The 22,012-nt window shown below is 70.3% G+C and carries 20 protein-coding genes; 4 read left to right on the top strand and 16 right to left on the bottom strand.

The genetic code is table 11. The features are described from left to right. Nucleotides 1-49: 49 nt before the first annotated feature. The 4 genes from ACIA1L_RS01235 to ACIA1L_RS01220 all read right to left on the bottom strand — a co-directional run bounded on the left by ACIA1L_RS01235 (nt 50) and on the right by ACIA1L_RS01220 (nt 4,873). A complete protein-coding gene (locus tag ACIA1L_RS01235; protein ID WP_396070284.1) occupies nt 50-1,738 on the bottom strand; it encodes a ribonuclease J in 1,689 nt (562 codons plus the stop codon). A 19-nt stretch (nt 1,739-1,757) separates the two neighbouring features. Beyond that, on the bottom strand, nt 1,758-2,654 hold the full coding sequence (gene dapA / locus ACIA1L_RS01230) for a 4-hydroxy-tetrahydrodipicolinate synthase (RefSeq protein ID WP_396070282.1): 897 nt from the start codon (nt 2,652-2,654) through the stop codon (nt 1,758-1,760). A 168-nt stretch (nt 2,655-2,822) separates the two neighbouring features. Beyond that, complete coding sequence (locus tag ACIA1L_RS01225; protein WP_396070281.1) at nt 2,823-3,386, bottom strand: DUF2752 domain-containing protein; 564 nt, start codon at nt 3,384-3,386, stop codon at nt 2,823-2,825. 269 nt (nt 3,387-3,655) lie between these two features. Beyond that, on the bottom strand, nt 3,656-4,873 hold the full coding sequence (locus ACIA1L_RS01220; protein ID WP_396070280.1) for a winged helix-turn-helix domain-containing protein: 1,218 nt from the start codon (nt 4,871-4,873) through the stop codon (nt 3,656-3,658). Nucleotides 4,874-4,932: 59 nt separating this feature from the next. Here ACIA1L_RS01220 and ACIA1L_RS01215 point away from each other — a divergent pair, with 59 nt between their 5' ends. Next, nucleotides 4,933-5,457, top strand: a complete 525-nt coding sequence (locus ACIA1L_RS01215; RefSeq protein WP_396070278.1) for a GNAT family N-acetyltransferase — start codon at nt 4,933-4,935, stop codon at nt 5,455-5,457. 9 nt (nt 5,458-5,466) lie between these two features. Next, on the top strand, nt 5,467-6,027 hold the full coding sequence (locus tag ACIA1L_RS01210; RefSeq protein ID WP_396070277.1) for a GNAT family N-acetyltransferase: 561 nt from the start codon (nt 5,467-5,469) through the stop codon (nt 6,025-6,027). Between the two features lie 80 nt (nt 6,028-6,107). On the opposite strand, the gene dapB is transcribed toward ACIA1L_RS01210, so the two are convergent. The 6 genes from dapB to ACIA1L_RS01180 form a co-directional block, all read right to left on the bottom strand. Next, entirely contained in the window at nt 6,108-6,875 is a 768-nt protein-coding gene (gene dapB, locus ACIA1L_RS01205) for a 4-hydroxy-tetrahydrodipicolinate reductase (protein WP_396070978.1), read from the bottom strand. 22 nt (nt 6,876-6,897) lie between these two features. Continuing rightward, on the bottom strand, nt 6,898-7,878 hold the full coding sequence (locus tag ACIA1L_RS01200; RefSeq protein WP_396070977.1) for a phosphatase PAP2 family protein: 981 nt from the start codon (nt 7,876-7,878) through the stop codon (nt 6,898-6,900). 86 nt (nt 7,879-7,964) lie between these two features. Further along, entirely contained in the window at nt 7,965-9,302 is a 1,338-nt protein-coding gene (locus tag ACIA1L_RS01195; protein WP_396070275.1) for a M16 family metallopeptidase, read from the bottom strand. An 8-nt stretch (nt 9,303-9,310) separates the two neighbouring features. Continuing rightward, nucleotides 9,311-11,647, bottom strand: coding sequence for a polyribonucleotide nucleotidyltransferase (locus ACIA1L_RS01190; RefSeq protein ID WP_396070274.1), 2,337 nt, complete (start codon nt 11,645-11,647; stop codon nt 9,311-9,313). Between the two features lie 194 nt (nt 11,648-11,841). Beyond that, nucleotides 11,842-12,111: a 30S ribosomal protein S15 gene (gene rpsO, locus ACIA1L_RS01185; protein ID WP_023561775.1), complete on the bottom strand. Its 270-nt coding sequence runs from the start codon at nt 12,109-12,111 to the stop codon at nt 11,842-11,844. Nucleotides 12,112-12,225: 114 nt separating this feature from the next. Further along, nucleotides 12,226-13,158: a bifunctional riboflavin kinase/FAD synthetase gene (locus tag ACIA1L_RS01180; protein ID WP_396070272.1), complete on the bottom strand. Its 933-nt coding sequence runs from the start codon at nt 13,156-13,158 to the stop codon at nt 12,226-12,228. Between the two features lie 80 nt (nt 13,159-13,238). Between ACIA1L_RS01180 and ACIA1L_RS01175 the strand changes: the two genes are divergently transcribed. Next, complete coding sequence (locus tag ACIA1L_RS01175; RefSeq protein ID WP_396070270.1) at nt 13,239-15,866, top strand: response regulator; 2,628 nt, start codon at nt 13,239-13,241, stop codon at nt 15,864-15,866. After that, a complete protein-coding gene (locus tag ACIA1L_RS01170) occupies nt 15,863-16,276 on the top strand; it encodes a response regulator (protein ID WP_396070268.1) in 414 nt (137 codons plus the stop codon). Before ACIA1L_RS01175 ends, ACIA1L_RS01170 begins: the two co-directional genes overlap by 4 nt. On the opposite strand, the gene truB is transcribed toward ACIA1L_RS01170, so the two are convergent. From truB to ACIA1L_RS01140, 6 genes are all read right to left on the bottom strand, one after another. Further along, complete coding sequence (gene truB / locus ACIA1L_RS01165) at nt 16,273-17,154, bottom strand: tRNA pseudouridine(55) synthase TruB (RefSeq protein WP_396070267.1); 882 nt, start codon at nt 17,152-17,154, stop codon at nt 16,273-16,275. The genes ACIA1L_RS01170 and truB overlap by 4 nt on opposite strands. Before the next feature lie 23 nt (nt 17,155-17,177). Beyond that, nucleotides 17,178-18,497, bottom strand: a complete 1,320-nt coding sequence (locus ACIA1L_RS01160; RefSeq protein ID WP_396070265.1) for an MATE family efflux transporter — start codon at nt 18,495-18,497, stop codon at nt 17,178-17,180. 448 nt (nt 18,498-18,945) lie between these two features. Further along, on the bottom strand, nt 18,946-19,983 hold the full coding sequence (locus ACIA1L_RS01155) for a bifunctional oligoribonuclease/PAP phosphatase NrnA (RefSeq protein ID WP_396070263.1): 1,038 nt from the start codon (nt 19,981-19,983) through the stop codon (nt 18,946-18,948). Beyond that, nucleotides 19,980-20,447: a 30S ribosome-binding factor RbfA gene (gene rbfA / locus ACIA1L_RS01150; RefSeq protein ID WP_396070262.1), complete on the bottom strand. Its 468-nt coding sequence runs from the start codon at nt 20,445-20,447 to the stop codon at nt 19,980-19,982. Before rbfA ends, ACIA1L_RS01155 begins: the two co-directional genes overlap by 4 nt. A 194-nt stretch (nt 20,448-20,641) precedes the next feature. Beyond that, complete coding sequence (locus tag ACIA1L_RS01145) at nt 20,642-20,935, bottom strand: DUF503 domain-containing protein (RefSeq protein ID WP_396070261.1); 294 nt, start codon at nt 20,933-20,935, stop codon at nt 20,642-20,644. A gap of 42 nt (nt 20,936-20,977) precedes the next feature. Then, on the bottom strand, nt 20,978-22,006 hold the full coding sequence (locus ACIA1L_RS01140) for a TRM11 family SAM-dependent methyltransferase (RefSeq protein ID WP_396070260.1): 1,029 nt from the start codon (nt 22,004-22,006) through the stop codon (nt 20,978-20,980). Between the last annotated feature and the right edge of the window lie 6 nt (nt 22,007-22,012).

Raw genomic sequence — 22,012 nt, 5'->3', positions numbered from 1 at the left:
CACCGTGCCCATCGATACGAAGGGGAGCGCGGAACGGTTCAAATAATTGTCAGACCTCCACGACAGTGGGGACGATCATCGGGCGGCGGCGGTACGCGTCGTTGACCCAGCGGCCCACCGTACGACGCACGATCTGCTGCAACTGGTGGGTGTCCGTGATGCCTTCCTCGGCCGACCGGTCCAGGGCGGCGGTCAGTAACGGCAGCACCGGATCGAACGCCGCCGGGTCCTCGGAGAAGCCCTTCGCCATGACGGTGGGCTCGCCGACCACCTTGCCGGTGACCGAGTCGATGACCACGGTGGCGGAGATGAAGCCGCCGTCGCCGAGGATGCGCCGCTCGGTCAGCAGGGACTCGCTCACGTCGCCCACGGCGAGGCCGTCCACGTACACATAGCGGCTCTTGACCCGGCCCACGTGCCGGGCGTGCCCCTCGATCAGGTCGACGACGTCGCCGTCCTCGCAGAGGACCACCCGATCGGGTGCCACACCGGACTCGATGCCGAGCTGGGCGTGGGCACGCAGGTGCCGCCACTCGCCGTGCACGGGCATCAGGTTGCTCGGGCGCACGACGTTGAGCAGGTAGAGCAGCTCCCCCGCGGGCGCGTGGCCGGACACGTGCACCTTGGCGGTGTCCTTGTGCACGACCGTCGCACCGGCGCGCGCCAGCTGGTTGATGACCCGGTAGACCGAGGTCTCGTTGCCCGGCACCAGCGAGCTGGCCAGCACGACCGTGTCGCCGGGGGCGATGGTGATGTGCCGGTGGTCGCCGGTCGACATGCGACCCAGCGCGCTCATCGGCTCACCCTGCGAACCCGTCGACATGAAGACGATCTCGTCCGGCGGCAAGTTCGTCGCCTCGTCCAGGCCGACCATCAGGCCGTCCGGGATGCGCAGCAGGCCCAGGTCGCGGGCGATGCCCATGTTGCGGACCATCGAGCGGCCGATCAGGGCCACCTTGCGGTCGTATTCGTAGGCGGCGTCCATGACCTGCTGCACCCGGTGCACGTGCGAGGCGAAACTCGCCACGATGACCCGGCCGGAAGCCTTAGCGAAGATGGAGTTCAGCACCGGGCCGATGTCGCGCTCCGGGGTGACGAAGCCGGGGATCTCCGCGTTGGTGGAGTCCGACAGCAGCAGGTCCACGCCCTCGGCGCCGAGCCGCGCGAAGCCGGCCAGGTCGGTGATCCGGCCGTCCAGCGGCACCTGGTCCATCTTGAAGTCACCAGTGTGCAGCACCAGGCCCGCCGGCGTGCGCACCGCCACGGCCAGCGCATCCGGGATGGAGTGGTTCACCGCGAAGAACTCGCACTCGAACGGTCCGAGCCGTTCCTTCCCACCCTCACGGACGGTCAATGTGTACGGGTCCAAGCGCCGTTCCGCCAGCTTCGCCTCCACCAGCGCCAGCGTGAACTCGGAACCGACCAGCGGGATGTCCGGCTTGTGGGCGAGCAGGTAGGGCACCGCGCCGATGTGGTCCTCGTGCCCGTGGGTGAGCACGATGGCCTGCACGTCTTCGAGCCGGTCCAGGATCGGCGCGAAGTCGGGCAGGATCAGGTCGACGCCCGGCTGCTCCACGTCGGGGAACAGGACGCCGCAGTCGACGATCAGCAGCTTGCCGTCGTACTCGAAGACCGTCATGTTGCGGCCGATGGCGCCAAGTCCACCGAGCGGCATGACGCGCAGGGCGCCCTCCGCGAGCGGCGGGGGCGGATCCAGCTCTGCGTGCGCTTGGCTCATGTGTGTCTTTCCGTTGGTGTCAGAGGTCCACGCCGGCCGCCGTGGCGTCCTGGCGCAGTTGGTTCAGTTCCGCTGCGGTGGCGTCGACCAGCGGCGGTCGCACCGGACCGGCCGGAAGCCGCAGCTCTTTGAGGCCGGCCTTCACGAGGATCGTGCCCTGCGTGCGGAAGATGCCGGTGAACAGCGGCAGCAGCAGCTGGTGCAAGGCGAGAGCTCCGGCGACGTCGCCACGCTCGTACGCCTCGATCATGTCCTTGGTCTTCGCCCCGATGAAGTGGGTCGACGTGCCGACGACGCCGACCGCCCCGACCGCGAGCCAGGGCAGCACGGACGCGTCCTCGCCGGCGTAGTAGGCGAGATCGGTCCGCCGCATCACGTCCGCGCTGGCCGCGACGTCACCCTTAGCGTCCTTCACCGCGATGATCCGGGCGTGCTCGGCGAGCCGGATCATCGTCTCGGTCGCAATCGGCACCCCGGTCCGGTGCGGCACGTCATACGCCATGACCGGCAGCCCGGTGGCGTCCGCGACGGTGGTGAAGTGGTGCAGCAGCCCGGCCTGCGGCGGCTTGTTGTAGTACGGCGTGACGACGAGCAACCCGTGCGCCCCCGCCTTCTCCGCAGCTCGGGCCAGCTCGACGGTGTGGGCGGTGTTGTTGGTGCCCACACCCGCGATGATCCGCACCCGGTCCCCGACCGCCTCGGCGACGACCCGGATGAGCGTCTCTTTCTCGGCATCGGTCGTGGTCGGCGACTCGCCGCCGGTGCCACTGAGGATGAGGGAGTCGTGACGCTGCTCGTCGACCAGATAGGTGGCAAGGGCGGCGGCCCCGTCCGTGTCGAGCGAGCCGTCCGCGGAGAAGGGAGTCACCATGGCCGTGATCAGCCGGCCGAAGGGCCGAGCGGGGTCGGGCGTCATACCGACAACTTATCGGACGCCGCTGCGCGCCGCCCTCGGGCTTCACCTCCCCGCCGCGCTCCGCAGCCGCGGCCGGTCAGCAGTTCGAGGGGCCGACCTGAGCGGTCGGTCGATCGGACCGGCCGGACGGAACCGGGGGTGGCTCGGCCGGCGCGGGACGGGCGGCGGTCAGACGTAGAAGGCGGCGAAGGGTGCCCAGGGCAGGTTGCGCAGGAGGCTGAAGGCAGCCCACACCGCGATGAAGGCACCGATGACGCCCGGGGACAGGTTGAGCTCCGGAAGCTTCCAGCGGAACAGGCGCTGCCCGCTCCACGCCACATACATGTAGAGCAGGAAGGGGACCGCGAAGACGAAGAGCGCGTGGTGCCGGGCCGCCGCGGGGACGTCGCCGTGCAGCAGGAACCAGGCGGCCCGGGTGCCACCGCAGCCGGGGCAGATGAAGCCCGTCGTGAGCTTCAGCAGGCAGCTGGGCGCCGCGCCGGCGTTCGCCTCAGTCGGGTGGGTGCCCAGGGTGTAGCCGACAGCACCCGCCATGCAGACCAGCATGGCCGCGGGCGCGACCCACACCGGCGAGTCCCGCCATTTGCGTTGGACGAACCGGGTCAACCGGTCCTGCTGCGGCGCGGCATAGGGCGCGTAACCGGCGGGAAAGGCGGGAACTCCGGGGTGCGGGGCCGGCAGGTCAGCCGAATCGGGCTGCAGAGGAGCCACGGGCTCGGTCGTGCTGCTCATGGCCGCCACGGTACACGGGGATGGGCCCTCGCTGCCGCCCCCGAATGCTCGCTATGCGCCCACCCTTCGCCCACCAGTCACTCCCCCGTCGGGACGCCGGCTCGATGCCCCTCAGGCGCCCGCTCACTCGCTCCTCAAGGCGCCCGCTCACCCCGCCTTGAAAGCGCCCGCTCACCCCGCCTTGAAAGCGCCCGCTCACCCCCGCCTTAAAAGCGCCCGCTCACCCCCGCCTTAAAAGCGCCCGCTCACCCCGCCTTGAAAGCGCCCGCTCACTCCTCTTTCAGGGCGTCGGTGAGCGCTGGCGCGAGGTCGCCGCGCTCGGGGAGCGCGATCGTGTCGAGGCCCAGCCAGGTCGCGAGCCGGCGCAGCTCCGCGGCGAGGGCGGTGGCCGTCTCGGCGGGGTCCGCGGCTGGCTCGGACCAGGCCGCGGGAACGCAGAGCATTCTCGCTTTGCGGTCGGCTTTGAGGTCGACGCGGGCCGCGAGTCGGTCGCCGAGCAGGAACGGCAGCACGTAGTAGCCGTACAGCCGCTGGGCGGCCGGGACGTAGATCTCGATGCGGTAGTTCATGCCGAACAGCCGCTCGGTGCGGCCGCGTTCCCAGATCAGCGGGTCGAACGGGCTGACCAGGGTCGCCGCGTGCACCCGGCGGGGCAGCTTCGCCTCGTGGTGCAGGTACGCGGGCCGGTTCCAGCCCTTAACCGTCACCGGCGTCAGCACCTTGTCCTCCACGAGCTCGGCGAGCGCCTGTTTGAAGCCCGCCACCGGCAGCCGGAAGTAGTCGCGCAACTCCGGCTCGGCGGCCACCCCCAGCGCTCGGGCGGACAACTGCACGAGAGCGCGAAACGCATCCTGCGGTGCCGGGGTGGTGATCTCCATGACGTCGCGCGGCAAGACGCGCTCGGTGAGGTCGTAACGGCGCGCGAACGAGGTCGTGCGCTCGGCCGCGGTGACCTGACCGGTGTAAAAGAGCCATTCGAGGGCCTGTTTGACCGCCGACCAATTCCAGCCCCAGTGCTCCTTGCTGCGGGGCACGTCGTGCTCGAGCTGCGCGGCGGTGACCGGGCCGCGGTCGCGCACCTCACGAAGCACCCGGTCGATCAGCTCGGGCTGCTCGGTGGCGATCCGGACCATGCCGCCCCACGCATACTCCCGGGCCCGTTCCATCCGCCAGCGGAACAGCGGTTGCAGGTCGACCCGGATCAGCGACGCCTCATGGCCCCAGAACTCGAAGAGCTCCCGCGGCTCGCGGTAGGCGGCCCGCTCCAGCAGCCCCGGATCGTACGGCCCGAGCCGGCTGTAGAGCGGCATGAAGTGGGCCCGCTGCAGCACGTTCACCGAGTCCACCTGGATCAGGTGCAGTCGGCGCAGCACCCGGCGCAGGTGGCGACGGTCGGTGGCGCCGCCGGGCGCGGGATCGGTGAACCCCTGCGCGGCCAGCACGATGCGGCGGGCCTGCGCGACAGAGAGACTTTCGGGAACAGCCATCGACGCGCACGCTAGCCGAGGGGTACGACAAAAATGACCGGACCGGGCAGGATCAGGCCATGATCGTGATCCGCCCCCAGACCGATGTCGACATCGACCAGGTCGCCGCCGTGCACCTGCGCAGCTGGCAGATCGGGTACGCCGGCATCGTCCCCGCTGACTACCTTGCCGGCCTGACCCAGGCCGAGTTCGCGGCACGGCGCCGGGAGATGACCCGCCGCGGCGCGGAGTTCGGTGCCGCCACGCTGGTGGGATTCGAGGCCGGGGTGGTCGTCGGGTTCGTCAGCTTCGGGCCGTCCCGCAGCAATGCCGGGGTGGATCGGGCACACGGCGGGATCTATGCCCTCTACGTCGAACCGGAGCGGTGGGGCTCCGGAGTGGGACAGGCGCTGTTTGCCGCGGGGACACGGGAATTAGCGACAGCCAAATACCCCGACCTGCGGCTATGGGTATTGGCGGAGAACCACCGCGCCCGGCGGTTCTACGAACGGGCCGGATTGCGGGCCGACGGCGAGCGGGACGTCTACACGCCACAGGGCACGAGCGTGGAACTGCCCGAAGTGCGCTACTCGGGGCCTCTGTAGGCTCCCCGCATGGCTCTCGGCTTCGTCCGTCCGGCCCGTCCCGTGGACGCCGGCGAGATCGCTCGTATTCAGCTCGCCACCTGGCGCACCGCGTACCGGCGGATGTTCCCGGCACACGTGCTCGCCAACCTGGACGAGGCGTACCTTGCCCGGGGCTGGGCCGAGGCGATCGAAGCCGCGCCGTCGCCGCGGCACCGGGTGCTGATCGCCGTCGAGCAGAGCGAAACGGCGAATACCGTGGTCGGCTTTGCCGCCGCCGGCCCCGCCGACGAGCAGGCGTTGGCTCCCGAGGAGCCGCCGCTGGCCGAAGACGTCGCGGCGGTGACAGATCTGCTCGTGGAGCCGCGCTGGGGGCGGCGAGGACACGGGAGCCGGCTGCTGGCGGCCACCGTCGACCTGTGGCGCGAGGACGGCTTCTCCTCGGCGGTCGCCTGGGCCTATGACGCGGACGAGGCGATGAAGAAATTCCTCACCTCGACCGGCTGGGAGCCCGACGGCGCGACCCGCGCCTTGGACGTGGACGACATGCTGGTCAACCAGCTCCGCCTGCACGTCGCCCTCAACGACTGAGCCGCGCGCGGAGATGACCGTCAGATCAAGGAGCTGAGCCGCACGCCAAGGAGCCCGTCGCGCACGCCCGGCGAGGCGATTCAATCCAGGAGCGCGTCAAGGCCCAGCGTCAGGCCGGGGCGGTTCTGGATGGCGCGCACAGCGAGGAGGACGCCGGGCATGAAGGATGCGCGGTCCAGGCTGTCGTGCCGGATGGTCAGGGTCTCGCCCTTCGCGCCGAACAGGACTTCCTGGTGGGCGACGAGGCCAGCTGCGCGTACGGAATGAATGCGGACGCCGTCGACCTCGGTGCCGCGCGCTCCCGACATCTCTTCCTTGGTGGCGTCGGGCATCGCGCCGAGGCCGGCGTCGGCGCGGGCCGCGCCGATCAGCTTGGCCGTGTGGGTGGCCGTGCCACTGGGGGCGTCGAGCTTGCGCGGGTGGTGCTGCTCGATGATCTCGACCGACTCGAAGTAGCGGGCCGCGCGGGCCGCGAACTGCATCATGAGCACCGCGCCGAGCCCGAAGTTGGGGGCGATCAGCACGCCGACGCCGGGCTTGTGGGACAGCCAGGAGCGGATCCGGTCGAGGCGCTGGTTGGTGAAGCCGCTGGTGCCGACAACCACGCTGATGCCCTGGTCGACCGCCCAGTGCAGGTTGTCCATCACCACATCCGGGGTGGTGAAGTCGACGAGCACCTGGGCGCCGGCGTCGGAGGCGTTGAACAGCCAGTCGCCCTGGTCGACCATCGCCACGAGTTCGAGGTCGTCGGCGGCGTCGACCGCCTGGCACACCTCGAGGCCCATACGGCCGCGGGCGCCGAGGACGCCGACCCGGATCGGTTCAAGCTCGTCAGTCACGCGGACAATTTATCCCACGGTGGTCACCGGCTCAGCGGTCGGCACCCGGCGGCACCACCGCGCCGTCGCTCCCGACGACCGGCGCGGCACCGGGCTCGTCGAGGCTGCCGCGCGGTCCGGCGGGTGTCGGGGACGCGCCCCGGCGGTCCCGCCACCAGCGTTCGAGCGCGCCGACGAGCAGGAACACCCCACCCACGTACGCCCAGCCGACCAGCACGTCGATGATGTAGTGCTCACCCGAGTAGACCAGGGTGAACGTCATCGCCAGCGGGTACGCGAGCAGCAGCGGCCACCACTTGCGGGCGACGACCGGCAGGAAGAAGACGACGGCCATGAGCGCGTACGCGGTGTGCAGCGACGGCATCGCCGCGACCGGGTTGGAGGCGCTGACCTGGAGGGCGTTGAGGGTGTTCCCCGCGCTGTGCAGGCCGATCACATCCCACCCGTTCGTGGAGATGCGGGCGACGTGTTCGTCGAGTTGGCCGTACACCGACGCCCACCACGGCGGGGCGGCCGGGTAGAGGAAATAGGTGATCAGCCCGGCGACGCTCAGCGTGAACCAGCGACGCATGAACCGGCCCCACTGCTCGCGCTGCCGCAGCCACAAGATGACGCCGATGGTCGGTACGGCGAGGAAGTGCGAGACGTAGACGAGGGAGACCACGACTTCCCACCACTGGACCACGCCTGGGTCGTAGAGGTGCTGCTGGAGCCACACCGTGGGGACCTCACCGCCGGTCGCCCAGCCGAACATCACCTCGTCGGCGCGGATCAGCTCGGTGACGTGCGGGGCGAACAGGTCGTCCGCGTAGCTGCGGGAGACGTTGTAGATCTGCAGGAGCACACAGATCGGCAGCCAGTCCCGCAGGAACAGCAGATGCTGCCGCCAGGGCAGATCGCTGCGCCAGGCGATCGTGGCGAGCCAGAGCCAGCCGAATGCGATCAGCGGGTCGCTGGTGGGCACACCGATGAACCAGGTGCCGACGGCGAACACGGCGGCCCAGATCAGCATGCCGATGATCCGGCGCTTGCGGCGCTCGGCGGTGATCGACTCGTCGACGGGTGGTAAAGGGCTCAGGGTGGTCACGGCGTCCCAGGCTAGCGGTCGGACGAAAACGCACCGGTGTCGAATGGGCCGACCACGGCCAGTGACATCGGGCGGGAGAGCAGCTCCGCGGCGAGGGCGTTGACCTCGTCGAGGCGGACGGCGTCGACCTTGGCGAGCAGGTCGTCGACGCCCATCATGTCGCCGTAGAGCAGCTCGGACTTGGCGAGGCGGCTCATCCGTGAGCCGGTGTCCTCGAGGCCCAGCACGTACGTGCCTTTGGCCATGCCTTTGCCGCGGGCCAGTTCGGCGGCGCTGATGCCTTCGGCGGCCACCACGGCGAGCTCCGCACGGATCAGCGCGAGGACCTCTTCCGCTTTGCCCGGGGCGCAACCCGCGTAGACCGCGAAGACGCCAGCGTCGGCGTACTGGCTGCCGTACGAGTAGACGGAGTAGGCGAGGCCGCGCTTCTCGCGGATTTCCTGGAAGAGCCGGCTCGACATGCCGCCGCCGAGGACGTTGTTGAGCACGCCGAGCGCAAACCGGCGGTCGTCGTCCCGGCCTAGGCCCTCGCAGCCGAGGACCAGATGGGCCTGCTCGGTGTCGCGGTGCCGTACGACGGTGGCCGGGGGCTTGATCCGGTGCTTCTTCGACGCGTCGCGGGCACCGGCCGGGCTGCCCGGGGTGTCGAGCGGTGTGCCGGCGAGGGCGGCGCGGATCAGCCGGACGACCTTGCCGTGGTCCAGGTTGCCGGCCGCGGTGATGACGATTTCGGACGGCTGGTACCGGGTGCGGTAGAAGCGGTGGATCTGGTTGCGGGTCATCGGCGAGATGGTGGCCTCGGTGCCCGAGATCAGCCGGCCGAGTGCGCTGCCGGCCCCGAAGATCGCTTCGAGGAAGACGTCGTGCACCTCGTCGCCGGGCTCATCGTCGTGCATGGCGATCTCTTCGAGGATCACCCCGCGCTCGGTCTCCACGTCGGCCGGGTTGAGCACCGAGTTGGCGACGGCGTCACAGAGCACGTCCACGGCCAGGGGGAGGTCGGCGTCGAGCACCCGCGCGTAGTAGCAGGTGTATTCCTTCGTGGTGAAGGCGTTCGTCTCGCCACCGACAGCCTCGATCTGCGCCGAGATGTCGAGAGCCGTGCGCTTCTCCGTACCTTTGAACAGCAGGTGTTCGAGGAAGTGGGAGGCGCCGGACAGCTTGGGGGTCTCATCGCGGGAGCCGACGCCGACCCAGACGCCGAGCGCGGCGCTGCGGGTCGTCGGAATCGCCTCGGTGATGATGCGCAGACCGCTGGGCAGGATGGTCCGACGGACGCCGTCCTGCAGGGTCTTGGTAGAGACGCGGGCCGGCCTCTCGGCCGGCCCGCGGTTGTTACTCGTTGTCATGTGGTGACTTAGCCGCGGTCGCCACCGCGGTCGCCGCCACGGTCGCCGCTGGGACGCGACCGGCGGCGCCGAGGAGCGTCGCCGCCACCCTCGCCACGGTCACTGCGGGGGGCACGCTCCTCGCGGGGCTTGTCGGACGCGGCCGGAGCGGCCGGGGCCTCCTCGCCCTCGGGGCGGACCTTGTCCAGGTAGATCTTGCCGCGGTTGTCGATGTCCGCGATCGAGACCTCGACCTTGTCGCCGACGTTGAGGAAGTCCTCGACCTTGTCGACGCGCTTGCCGTCGCCCACCTTGGAGATGTGCAGCAGGCCGTCGCGGCCGGGCAGCAGCGAGATGAATGCGCCGAACGCGGCCGTCTTCACCACCGTGCCGAGGAACTTGTCCCCGACCTTCGGCAGCGTCGGGTTGGCGATGGCGTTGATCCGCTCGACCGCCGCGTCGGCCGACGGGCCGTTGGTCGCGCCAACGTAGATCGTGCCGTCGTCCTCGATCGAGATGTCCGCGCCGGTCTCGTCCTGGATGGCGTTGATCGTCTGACCCTTGGGGCCGATGACCATGCCGATCTTGTCGACCGGGATCTTGACGCTGGTGACGCGCGGGGCGTACTCGCTCATCTCGGCCGGGGTGTTGATCGCCGCGTCCATGACGCCGAGGATCGTCGCCCGGGCCTCGTGCGCCTGCTGCAGCGCGGCAGCCAGCACGTCCGACGGGATGCCGTCGAGCTTGGTGTCGAGCTGCAGCGCGGTGACGAACTCCGGCGTGCCGGCGACCTTGAAGTCCATGTCGCCGAACGCGTCCTCGGCGCCGAGGATGTCGGTCAGCGTGACGTACTCGGTCTTGCCGTCGACCTCGTCGGAGATGAGGCCCATGGCGATGCCGGCGACGTTCGCCTTCAGCGGCACACCGGCGCTGAGCAGGGCCAGCGTCGAGGCGCAGACCGAGCCCATCGAGGTCGAGCCGTTCGAGCTCAGGGCCTCGGAGACCTGGCGGATCGCGTACGGGAACTCCTCGCGCGTCGGCAGCACCGGCACGAGCGCCCGCTCGGCCAGCGCGCCGTGGCCGATCTCGCGGCGCTTCGGCGAACCGACCCGGCCGGTCTCACCGGTCGAGTACGGCGGGAAGTTGTAGTTGTGCATGTAGCGCTTGGACTTCTCGGGCGCGAGGGTGTCCAGCGACTGCTCGAGGCGGAGCATGTTCAGCGTGGTGACACCCATGATCTGGGTCTCGCCGCGCTCGAACAGCGCCGAGCCGTGCACGCGGGGCAGGATGCCGACCTCGGCGGACAGCGGCCGGATGTCGCGCGGGCCACGGCCGTCCATGCGGACCTGGTCGCGGAGCACGCGCTGGCGTACCTCGGACTTGGTGACCGAGCGGAACGCCGCGCTGATCTCCTTTTCGCGACCCTCGAACTGCGGGCCGACGGCCTCGAGGACCTTGGCCTTGATCTGGTCCAGGGCGTCCTCGCGGTCGGCCTTCTGGACGATCTTCAGCGCCTCGGTGAGCTCACCCTTGGCGGCCGCGGCGACGGCGGCGTACACGTCGTCCTGGTAGTCCAGGAAGACCGGGTAGTCCAGGACGGGCTTCGCGGCGACCTCGGCCAGCTCGCTCTGCGCGCGGCACAGCTCGCGGATGGCCGGCTTGGCGGCCTCGAGGCCGCTGGCGACGACCTCCTCGGTCGGCTTCGGCGCACCGGACGCGATCAGGCTCAGCGCGTGCGGGGTGGCCTCGGCCTCGACCATCATGATCGCGACCTCGCCGTCGGCCAGCGTCCGGCCGGCGACGATCATGTCGAAGGTGGCGCGAGCGAGCTCGTCCAGCGTGGGGAAGTTGACCCACTGGCCCTCGACGTGCGCGACGCGGGTCGAGCCGACCGGGCCGCTGAACGGCAGGCCGGACAGCTTGGTCGACATCGAGGCGCCGTTCATGGCGACCACGTCGTACGGGTGCTGCGGGTCGAGCGCGAGGACGGTCTCGACGACCTGGACCTCGTTGCGCAGGCCCTTGGTGAACGACGGGCGCAGCGGCCGGTCGATCAGGCGGCAGGTGAGGATGGCGTCCTCGCTCGGGCGGCCCTCGCGGCGGAAGAACGAGCCGGGGATGCGACCGGCGGCGTACATCCGCTCCTCGACGTCCACCGTGAGCGGGAAGAAGTCGAAGTGGTCCTTGGGGGTCTTGCCGGCCGTGGTGGCGGACAGGACGGTGGTCTCGCCCAGCTGGACGATGACCGAGCCAGCGGCCTGCTTGGCGAGGCGGCCGGTGGAGAAGACGATCTCGCGGGTGCCGAACGATCCGTTGTCGATGACGGCGGTGCGGGATTCGGTGCCGAGAGCGTTGTGCTCTGTCATGTGGTGCGGTACTCCTTCGTCGAGGACCCGGCGGTCTCTACAGCGCGGTTTACAGCGTGGCCGGTCTTCGATCGAAGTGCCCGGGATTCTGGCCCGGGAACCACTACCGAGGACCGGTGCCGTGTGTCTGTGGCCGCGCGGGTCCGTGGGGTAAAGCTCGGGGGAGCAGCCCGTTGGCTACTCCCCCGGCGAAACTAGCGGCGCAGGCCGAGACGCTCGATGAGCGTCCGGTAGCGCGCGATGTCCTTCTTCTGCACGTAGTTGAGCAGACGGCGGCGGCGACCCACCAGCAGCAGCAGACCACGACGGCTGTGGTGGTCGTGCTTGTGCACCTTGAGGTGCTCGGTGAGGTCGGCGATCCGCTTGGTGAGCATCGCGACCTGGACCTCGGGCGAGCCGGTGTCGCCTTCCAGGGTCGCGTACTCGGTCATGATCTTGGTCTTGGTCTCTTGGTCGAGCGCCATGTTCTCCGTGATTCTGTGTTGCCGGTGAGAGCGGTATCCCCGCGGCCCGCGGCGTCGGGCAGGCAGGCGGGACCGTGGACCTAGAGCCGGTCCGGGGCCAACCCTACCAGGGGCTCAGCTGAGCAGCTCGCGGGTCTGCGCGACGTCCTGCTCGATCTGCGCCACCAGCGGATCGATCCCGGTGTATTCGCGCTGCTCCCGCAGGTGGGCCACGAAGTCCAGGCTGACCCGCTCGCCGTACAGGTCGCCCGCGAAGTCGAGGACGTAGGCCTCGACCCGGCGCTCCCGGCCGTTGAAGGTCGGGTTGGTGCCGATCGACACCGCGGCGGGCAGCGGCGTGCCCTGGTCGCCACCGCGGACCAGCCGGGCGGCGTACACCCCGTCGGCCGGGATGGCGGCATAACGGTGACACATCAGGTTCGCGGTGGGAAAGCCTATTTCGCGGCCGCGCTGGTCGCCGCGGACCACCACCCCGCTGAGCCGGTGCGGCCGACCCAGCGCTTCGGCAGCGGCCCGGACGTCCCCGGCGTCGACACAACTGCGGATGTACGTGGAGGAGAACACCAGCCCGTCCTCCGTGACCAGCGGCGCTTCCTCGACGGTGAACCCGAAGGTGCGCCCGAGACGGGCCAGCAGCGCCATGTCCCCGGCGGCCTTGTGCCCGAAGCGGAAGTTGTCCCCCTCGACGACGACCGCGGCGTGCAGGGCTTCCACGAGCACGTCGTGGACGAACTGCTCGGGGCCGAGTTTCGAGAACGCCGGGGTGAACGGCACCACACACAGCGCGTCCACGCCGAGCTGTTCGATCAGCTCCGCCTTGCGGACCGCCTCGGTGAGCACGGCCGGGTGCGACCCGGCGCGAACGACCTCGGCCGGGTGCGGGTCGAAGGTCACCACCACCGACTGGAGACCGGCGTCCCGGGCGCGCTTCACGGCGTACCCGATGATCGCCTGGTGTCCGCGGTGCACCCCGTCGAAGACGCCGATGGTCACCACCGATCGGCCGAACCCGCCGGGCACCGCCTCGTACCCGCGCCACCGCTGCATCTTCGCTTTCCTCCCCTGTCGTCCCGGGCGTAAGAGTATCGGTCTGTACGAGTGCCTGAAACGCTACAGTTGATCCTGATATGCAGGTCGACTGGAGCGCGCTGATCCTGTTAACGGCGGAGTTCACCTTCGTCGTCCTGTTCGTCCGTGCGCTCCGTGGCTATCTCCGTCGCCGCGATCCGTTGGAACGCGACGTGACGCTCGTCTTCGCGCCCTGCACGGTGCTGTTCTGCGTCGATGTGGCCCGGCGGCTCCACGACGGCACTCTGCCCTCCTGGGTGAGCGCCGTCGCCCTGGCCTTCCTGCTGGCCCAGCCCTATCTGACGGTCCGCCTCGCCGGCCGGCTACGCCCGGTGCCGCAGTGGCTGCACATCGTCCTGCCGGCCGTCTTCCTCGCGGCTGCGGTCCCGCAATTCTTCATGGCCCGGCCGTTGCCACGGGGTTGGGTGCTGTTCGCGCTCAGCTACTTTCTGGTCGCCGAGGTCGTCGCCGCCGCCCTGATCTTCGGCAAAGCCCGGACCCGGACCGGCGCGAACCGGGCCCGGCTGACTATCGCCGCGGGCGCGACCCTCGCCTTCGGGCTGATGATCGTGCTCATCGGCCTCGGCTCGCTGCCGGGCGCCGACCCCGCCTACGGCGCGGTCAACCGGGTGCTCGCGCTGGTCTCCGGCATCGGCTACCTGATCGCGTTCGTCCCACCCCGTTTCCTACGCCGGGCCTTCTCGGCCACCGCGGCCCAGTCGGTGACCGAGCGCCTGCTGCGCGCCCAGGTCAGCAGCCCGGAACAGGTCTGGCAGACGTACGCCGAAATCATGCGGCTGCAGACCGGGGCCGACGCCGTGGCCGTGCTCATGCCCCGAGCCGACGGCCAACTCGCCCCCGCCGCGTACGCCGGACCGCCGCTCACCATCCCCGAGGATCTCGGCTTCACCGACCTGACCGCGCTGATCCGCGCCGGCCAGCCAGCCCGACTCCGCGAAGGCGACCCCGCGCTGGTCCGGCACTACGGCGGCGCTGATCTGGGCGACGACTTCGTGACCGTCCTCAGCATGCCGGTGCCGCCCGACGCGGAGGGGGCCGTGCTGCTGTTCAACCGGCACCGGGGCCTGTTCAGCGACGACGATCTGCGGCTGCTGGCTCTGCTCGGCGGCCAGGCGGCTGTGCTCGCCGAACGGCAGGCGGTGCTGGATGCGCAGCGCCGCATGGCGACCGAGCTGAGCGCGTCGGTGGAGGCGCTGACCCGAGCCAGCCAGGCGAAGAGCTCCTTCCTGGCAAACATGAGCCACGAGCTCCGGACGCCCCTGAACGCGATCATCGGCTTCAGCGACCTGATGCGGCTGGAGGAGCCCGACGGCGACCGGCGTCGGGTGCCCGCCGAGTGGGTCGAGCACATCCACACCAGCGGTCGGCACCTGCTGGGCCTGATCAACGACATCCTCGACCTGGCGAAGGTCGAGGCCGGAAAGTTGGAGCTGCGACTCGCTCCGCTGCGCGTCGACTCCGCGGTCGAGGAACTCCTCACCGGCCTCTCCCCCTTGCTCACCACCAAGGACCTCACCGTCCGGACCGAGCTCGTCGCGGCCACCGCCAACGCCGACCGGGTGCGCTTCCGGCAGATCGTCGAAAACCTGCTCTCCAACGCCATCAAATTCACGCCGGAGGGTGGCCGGATCACCGTGACCACGGCAGTCCGCGGCGACTTCGTCACCGTCACCGTCGCTGACACCGGCGTCGGCATCGCCCCCGCCGACCAGGAGAAGGTCTTCGAGGAGTTCCAGCAGGTCGGCGACCCGGACCGGCAGCGGGCCGGCACCGGACTCGGACTCGCCCTCACCCGGCGTCTGGTGGAGGCGCACGACGGGGAGATCACCCTGGTGTCGGCGCCGGGTGCGGGCAGTGCTTTCACCGTACGGCTGCCAGCCGCCCCCGTCGTCAGCTCGCAAGCACCCGCCGAGCCCGGCGCGGGCGCTCGCGTCCTGCTGGTCGAGGATGATCCGCAGTCCGCGGAGTTGCTGAAGACCCAGCTCGAGCACGCCGGCTACCAGGTCGACCTGGCCGGAACCGGCGAGGCGGCCCTCACCGCGGCCGGCGCCCACCCACCTGACGCGATCGTGTTGGACGTCAGCCTGCCCGGCATGGACGGCTTCGAAGTGTTGCGCCGGCTCAAGGCGGACGAGCGCCTCGCGGGCATCCCGGTCTTCTTCGCCACCATCCTCGACGAGCGGCAGACCGGCCTCGCCCTCGGCGCCGCCGACTATTTCATCAAGCCCGTCGACCAGCCCGCCCTGCTCGGCGCGCTGGCCCGCGCGGTAGCCAACCGGCCCGCACCCCGGGTGCTGGTGGTCGACCACGACGATGCGATCCGGCAGGCCATCGAGGACGGGCTACGCGCCGGCGGCGCCGACGTCGTCGCCGTAGCCAACGGCCGCGACGGCCTGGCGCAAAGTCGCGAGGGCCACTTCGACCTGATCGTCTGTGACATGCAGGCACGCGAGGTCGACGGGTTCAGCATGCTGGCCGCGCTCGAACAGGACCCGGCTACCCGGGACACCCCGGTGCTGGGCCTCGCCCCCGCCGCAGGAGATGCCTCGCTGGTGGCGACGGCGATCGCGGGCGGCGTGGTCGCCACCGCCATGGCCGGTGGCGCCGGCTCGGACAAACTCGGCCCGCTCCTCGGTGGGCGCAGCGACGACAAGGAGAAGCCGTGACGGCCGAGAATCCGCGCATCCTGCTCGTCGAGGACGAGGAACTGAACCGCACCCTGGTCAAGGCGGTCCTGGCCCGGGCGGACGTAGCTGCCGTCCGTACCGCCGAGATCCTCGACGCGCCGAGCCTGTCCTCGGCCCGCGCCCAGCTCGGCCGGGAGGATGTGGACCTGGTGCTGCTGGACATGAACCTGCCGGACGGCAACGGGCTCGCTCTGGCCGGCGAGCTGATCGCCGGCACGGCCACCGCGGGCCGTCCGCGCCCGGCGGTCGTGGCGGTCACGGCAAGTGTGCTGCCACAAGATCGGGCTGCAGCGCTGGAGGCGGGGTGCGACGGTTTCCTCGACAAGCCGTACGCCGCCGCCGAACTGGTCGCCGTCGTCGCCGAGCACCTGCCCAGCCCCGCCGCCTAGGCGGGAGCCAGCACGATCTCCGCGCGCGCCTTGCCGTGCCGCTCCGACACGATGGCGAGCAGCTCACCGGCCGGGCCGAAGACCGCGTACGGTCCCGAGATGCCCACCGGCTCCAGCGGTCCGCCGTGGCGCAGCACCCGCGTCTCCTCCTCGGTCGCGTCACGCTGCGGGAAGGCTCGACGTGCCGCCTCGGCCATCGGCAACGAGACCACGTCCGGGGAGCGTTCCTCCAGCTGGTCCAGCGTCGACGCCTCAGCCAGGGTCATGCCGCCTACCGCCGTACGCCGCAATGCGGTGAGGTGACCGCCCACGCCGAGCGTGCGGCCCAGGTCTCGCGCGATGGCCCGGATGTAGGTGCCGCTGGAGCAGTCCACGTCGACGTCGACGTCGATCCCGTCCTCGACCCGGCGGATGTCCAGCACGTCGAGCCGGGAGATCGTGACCCGGCGCGCGGCCAGTTCGACCTGTTCGCCGTCGCGCACCCGCTTGTACGCCCGCTCACCGTTGATCTTGATCGCACTGACCGCGCTGGGCACCTGGTCGATCTCGCCGGTCTGCGCGGCCAGCCCGGACCGGATGCCGGCGTCGGTGACGTCGTCGGTGTTCGCCGTCGCGGTCACGTCCCCCTCGGCGTCGTCGGTGACCGTGCTCTGACCGAGGCGGATCGTCGCCCGGTAACTCTTCTGCGACCCGATCACGTAGGTGAGCAGCCGGGTCGCCCGGTTGACCCCGATCACCAGGACGCCGGTAGCCATCGGGTCGAGCGTGCCGCCATGCCCCACCCGTCGGGTCTTGGCAAGCCGCCGGATCCGGGCAACGACGTCATGGGAGGTCATCCCGCCCGGCTTGTCCACCACGATGAGGCCATCCACATTCACGGCACCACCCAACCAGATCGGCCCTATCGGGTTGCGCCCAGGACCACCCACCGGGGGCCACGCCAGCGGATCAGCAGGGCCACCAGCCGGACCAGGGTGAACATCGCGAGGCCGGCCCAGATGCCGGGCAGGCCCCAGTCAAACGCGTACGCGAGCCAGATGAGCGGGAGAAACCCGCCGAGTGCGCCCACCAGGGTCATCGTGCGCAGGTAGCCGACGTCTCCGGCGCCGATCAGCACCCCGTCCAGGGCGTAGACCACACCGGCGAACGGCAGCATACCCACGAACCACGGCCACACCACGGCCGCCTGCTCGTGCACCGACCGGTCGCCGGTGAACAGTCCGGGAATCAGCCCGGCACCGGCCGCGGCGCCGAGCGCGAACACCACCCCGGCGATCCCGCCGACGATGGTGACCCGGCGAGCTACTTCCCGGGCGGCCTGCTCGTCACCCGCACCTAGCGCGGCACCGACCAGTGACTGGGCGGCGATGGCGACCGCATCCAAAGCAAGCGCGGCGAAGAACCACAGTTGCAGCGCGATCTGATGCGCGCCGAGGGCGGCCACGCCGAACCGGGCCGCGACAGCGGTGGCTGAGAGCCAGCAGGCTTGAAATGCCGCACCTCGCAGCAGGAGGTCCCGGCCGAGCAGCAGCTGGTTGCCGATCACCGCCGGCACTGGCCGCAGTGGCGCACGCTCCCGCACGATCGCCCACAGGAACAGCCCGCCGGAGACGGACTGCGCGACGACGTTGGCGACCGCGGAGCCCAGAAGTCCCCAGCCGGCGGGATAGACCAGCAGCGGACAGAGCGCGGCGGAGAGCACATTCGCACCGAGGACGAACCACAGCGGGCGGCGGGTGTCTTGGACTCCGCGCATCCAGCCGTTGCCGGCGGCGGCGAGCAGCAGCCCCGGCGCACCGAGCACGGCGATGCGCAGCCAGTCCGCGGCGGCCTCGGCGGCCTGGGGATCGCTGGCGAGGGCTCGGCACAGTGGCCCCGCGCAGAGCTGGACGAAGGCGATCAGGAGGACGCCGGTGGTCAATGCCAGCCAGGACGCCTGCACTCCCTCAGCGACGGCGGCGGTGCGATCCCCGGCACCGAAGCGGCGGGCGGCGCGGCCGGTGGTCCCGTACGCCATGAGCGTGCCGAACCAGACGGCGAGCGACATGACGGTGCCACCGACGGCGACTGCGGCCAGGGGCACGCGGCCGAGGTGACCCACGACGGCGGTGTCCACCAGGACATAGAGCGGTTCGGCGGCGAGCACGACCAGGGCCGGCAGGGCCAGAGCGGCGATGCGGCGCGTGAGCGTGCGATCGGCGACCACGGCGGACGGGCTCATGAACAGTCAGGATGCCCGCCCGACCGTAAGGGTCGCAAGGCAGGTGCGCCAGTTACATCGGCGCGCCTTGTCGAGTGTTACTGGCGAGTGTCCATCGACGTCTGCAGGGCCCGACGGGCCTGTTCGCGGGTGTCTTCGGACGGCTGGGGCTTCGGCTGAGCGGCCATGATCGTGGAACCTCCCACATGGGATCGGATCGAGCGGGGCGCCGCTTCCGCCGGCCCGGGGTCACCGGGGCACATGGCATGCGACGCAGCCCGGATGGGTGACATCCGGGTGGCTCGAGGTCAACGCGACGGACCAGGTTCGGGCCTGCGCAATAACCAAATCACCGTTAACCCAAGCTAACGTTCCGTCCCGCTCTATGCCGCATCGTTCCCGCACCATGGGACAACAATCTTCGCCCAGACCGCGCATCCGCCCTGCTGAGGGCGTATTTCAAGGCTGGTCACGCCACCACGTGGGCGGCCAACTGTTCGCGGACGGACACCATGACGTCGCCTGGGGCGCCGTAACCGGTGAAGCCGGCGGCGAGCCGGTGCCCGCCGCCACCCAACGCGATCGCCACCGCGCTGACATCAACAGCACCCTTGCTCCGCAACGACACCGCCCACTCGCCCGCAGCGACCTCCTTGACCACGACGGACACGTCCACCTCGGCCACACAGCGCACCGGGTCGATCAACGCGTCCAGCACGTACGGCCGCTGCTCGTGCCGGGCCAGGTCGTCCAGCGTCGCGTAGGTCCAGACCAGGCCGTGCCCCGCCGCGGCGGTCGGTTCGAGCTCCGCCCGGCCCAGCACGTCGGCGAAAAGCTTCATGGCTCCGAACGGGCGGCTGTCGAAGATCCGCCGGGAAATCTCGCCCGGCCGCAGCCCGGTAGCGATCAGCCGAGCCGCCATCTCGTGCACCCGCGGCGTGGTCATGTCGAACCGGAAGGAGCCCGTGTCGGTAGCCAGCGCGACATACAGGCATTCGGCGATGTGCAGGTCGAGTGGCACATCAAGGCGGTCGAGCAACTGCTCGGCGACCACGGCGGTAGCGGCCGCGGTGGCGTCGACCAACTGCACATCCCCGAACCGGGTGTTGGAGGCGTGGTGGTCCAGCACCACCGTGGCTCGGGCCGCCGCGAGCCGGTCGACGAGACCGCCGAGTCGAGACTCAGCGGCCACGTCGAAGACCAGCACCAGATCCGGGTTCGGGTAGGCGTCGGCCTCCGGCACCAGCAGATCGAGACCGGGCAGGCCGGTGAACGGCTCCGGAATCTCGAACGGCCCGGGGAAGGTGGCCTGCAGGTCGCGTACGCCCAGCCGGCGCAGGCCCAGCGCGAAGCCAAGCATGCTGCCGAGCGCGTCGCCGTCCGGGCTCACGTGGCAGATCAGCAGAACCCGGCCGGCCGGCGCGAACTCGCGCACCGTGCGGACGGCACTCGCCCAGTCCGCCTCCGCAATGGTGACGTCGATGGTCGTGGCGACCGCCTCGGTCACCGTTTCTCCTCGGCGCCCACTCGCTCGTCGGCTGCGTCGTCGTCCTCGTCGTCCTCGGACTTGTACGGGTCCGCGTCGCCGGCGTACTTCTTGTCGGCCGCCAGCCGCTGCACCTCAGCATCCCGGTGCCGTGCCTCGGCGAGCAGGTCGTCGATCTCCTTGGCGTGGTCCAGCACGTTGTCCAGCACAAAGGTGAGGCTGGGCGAGTGGCGCAGCCGAAGCGCGTGTCCCACCCGGGTCCGCAGCATGCCCTTGGCGCTCTCCAACGCTGCCGCGGTTGACGCCTGCTCGGTCTGGTCACCCAGCACGGTGTAGTACACATGGGCGTCCCGCAGGTCACCCGTGATCCGGGCGTCGGTGACGGTCAGCATGCCGAGTCGCGGATCCTTGATCTCGCGCACCAGCGAGGCCACCAGCTCCTTCACCCGCTCCGCGTGCCGCCGAGTCTTGGCCGGGTCCGACATTTCGCCCACCTCCGACAACCGTGCTTCCGGGGTGAGTCCCACCCCCGCCTAACGCAGAGAGCCTACCCATCACTGCCCCGGCCCGAACGTCCCGCCGGTCCGTCCATGCCCCAGCTCACCCCGCCGCCCGCCGAGAGTGGCCGCCCTGAGCCGGAAGCGGCCGGGCCGCCCTTTCCTGCCCCACACCCGCCGGTTCAGTCTTCGTCGCCATAGAGGCGGCGACGGACCGACAGCAGTTCGATCTCGGGACGCCCGGCGACCTGGTTCTCGCAGGTGTCGAGCACCGCGCGAGCCTGTGCCGGCTCAGCCGCGACCACGGCCACGCCGAGCTGCGCGCGACCGTGCAGGTCGTGCATGCCCACCTCGGCGACGCTGACCTCGAACTTGCGCAGCATCGCGATGATCGGCCGGACATAGGAGCGCTTCTGCTTGAGCGACTGCGAGTCGCCGGGCAGGAGCAGGTCAAAGAGCGCAGTCTCCGTATACATCAGCGAGCAGCCTACGCCCGGCCCACGACAAGATCATCCGGATTATCGGGCCGGCTTGCGGGCCACCACCACGTCCCGTTCGATGCCCTGGTCGACGCGGTGGCTCAGCTCCTCGTGAGCGACGATCTGCAGGCCATTGGCGATCAGGATGTCCTCGGCCAGCTCCCGCTTGGCGACCTTCAGGTTCCAGGACAAGCCGATCGCACCGCCCGGCCGCAGCAGGTTCGTCCACAGCGGCACACCTCGCTCCAGCAAATCCAGCGGGCGACGAGACATGCCGCCCTCGTCGTCGTAGCTGCCGTGGGCCACGCCGTACGGCAGGTCCGCCACCAGCACGTCCGCGCAGTTCGGACGCAGCAGGCCCTCGATCTGCGTGGTGTCCGTGTGCATCACGGTCACCTTGCTGACGTCGCCGGCCTTGTGGTCTTCCTTGCTCGCCGCGAACGTGACCTCCATCCGACGCGCGGCCCGGCGGCCCTGACGGCGAACCGGCACCAGCTCAGCGGAGTGCTTCAGCCGCTTACGCTTCAGCCAGGTCTGCAGGAACAGCTTGTACGCCTCGACGTCCTTGCCGTCGATCTCGATGCCCAGCGCGTCGTACCCGTACATGAGGGCCTGGTTGAGGGTGGTGCCGCGGCCCGCGAGCGGGTCGCAGACCGTGAGGCGGCCGTCGAGCATGCGCGGCGCCGAGGCCGAGGCGAGCAGCGTCAGGTTGAGCAGCAGCTTGGTGAACTGCTCGTTGGTCTTGCCCGCGTATTTCGGGATGGTGATGAGGTCGCTGTCGAAACGGGCCAGCGGGCGCAGCGCGAGTGGGCGCAGCAGGTCGTCGTCGACCCGCGCGAAGAGGGCGTAGCCGGCCGACAGGTTCGACAGGTACGCGATGTCCTTCTCGTCGAGCTCACCGGCGAAGGTGAGGTAGCCGACGCCGCCGATGGTGGTCTCCGCGAGGTCCGTGAGAGGGCCGGAGAGCACCGGCGAGAAGGCCGCCAGTTCGGCCAGCGAGAGGCGGCCGGCCTGGTCGGCGTAGACACGGTTGGCGGAGGGCGCGAGCAGCAGGGCGTAGCGGGACATCCCAGT

Source organism: Actinoplanes sp. NPDC051859 (genome assembly GCF_044452725.1).
GTDB lineage: Bacteria > Actinomycetota > Actinomycetes > Mycobacteriales > Micromonosporaceae > Actinoplanes.
Note: the sequence above shows the minus strand (reverse complement) of the source record. Positions and strands in the feature narration are given on the sequence as shown.

Coding starts and splice junctions, on each gene's coding strand:
- ACIA1L_RS01235 (WP_396070284.1), bottom strand. CDS start 1,738: ATGAGCCAAGCGCACGCAGAGCTGGATCCGCCCCCGCCGCTCGCGGAG.
- dapA (WP_396070282.1), bottom strand. CDS start 2,654: ATGACGCCCGACCCCGCTCGGCCCTTCGGCCGGCTGATCACGGCCATG.
- ACIA1L_RS01225 (WP_396070281.1), bottom strand. CDS start 3,386: ATGAGCAGCACGACCGAGCCCGTGGCTCCTCTGCAGCCCGATTCGGCT.
- ACIA1L_RS01220 (WP_396070280.1), bottom strand. CDS start 4,873: ATGGCTGTTCCCGAAAGTCTCTCTGTCGCGCAGGCCCGCCGCATCGTG.
- ACIA1L_RS01215 (WP_396070278.1), top strand. CDS start 4,933: ATGATCGTGATCCGCCCCCAGACCGATGTCGACATCGACCAGGTCGCC.
- ACIA1L_RS01210 (WP_396070277.1), top strand. CDS start 5,467: ATGGCTCTCGGCTTCGTCCGTCCGGCCCGTCCCGTGGACGCCGGCGAG.
- ACIA1L_RS01200 (WP_396070977.1), bottom strand. CDS start 7,878: ATGCTGATCTGGGCCGCCGTGTTCGCCGTCGGCACCTGGTTCATCGGT.
- ACIA1L_RS01195 (WP_396070275.1), bottom strand. CDS start 9,302: ATGACAACGAGTAACAACCGCGGGCCGGCCGAGAGGCCGGCCCGCGTC.
- ACIA1L_RS01190 (WP_396070274.1), bottom strand. CDS start 11,647: ATGACAGAGCACAACGCTCTCGGCACCGAATCCCGCACCGCCGTCATC.
- rpsO (WP_023561775.1), bottom strand. CDS start 12,111: ATGGCGCTCGACCAAGAGACCAAGACCAAGATCATGACCGAGTACGCG.
- ACIA1L_RS01180 (WP_396070272.1), bottom strand. CDS start 13,158: ATGCAGCGGTGGCGCGGGTACGAGGCGGTGCCCGGCGGGTTCGGCCGA.
- ACIA1L_RS01175 (WP_396070270.1), top strand. CDS start 13,239: ATGCAGGTCGACTGGAGCGCGCTGATCCTGTTAACGGCGGAGTTCACC.
- ACIA1L_RS01160 (WP_396070265.1), bottom strand. CDS start 18,497: ATGAGCCCGTCCGCCGTGGTCGCCGATCGCACGCTCACGCGCCGCATC.
- rbfA (WP_396070262.1), bottom strand. CDS start 20,447: ATGTCGGACCCGGCCAAGACTCGGCGGCACGCGGAGCGGGTGAAGGAG.
- ACIA1L_RS01145 (WP_396070261.1), bottom strand. CDS start 20,935: ATGTATACGGAGACTGCGCTCTTTGACCTGCTCCTGCCCGGCGACTCG.
- ACIA1L_RS01140 (WP_396070260.1), bottom strand. CDS start 22,006: ATGTCCCGCTACGCCCTGCTGCTCGCGCCCTCCGCCAACCGTGTCTAC.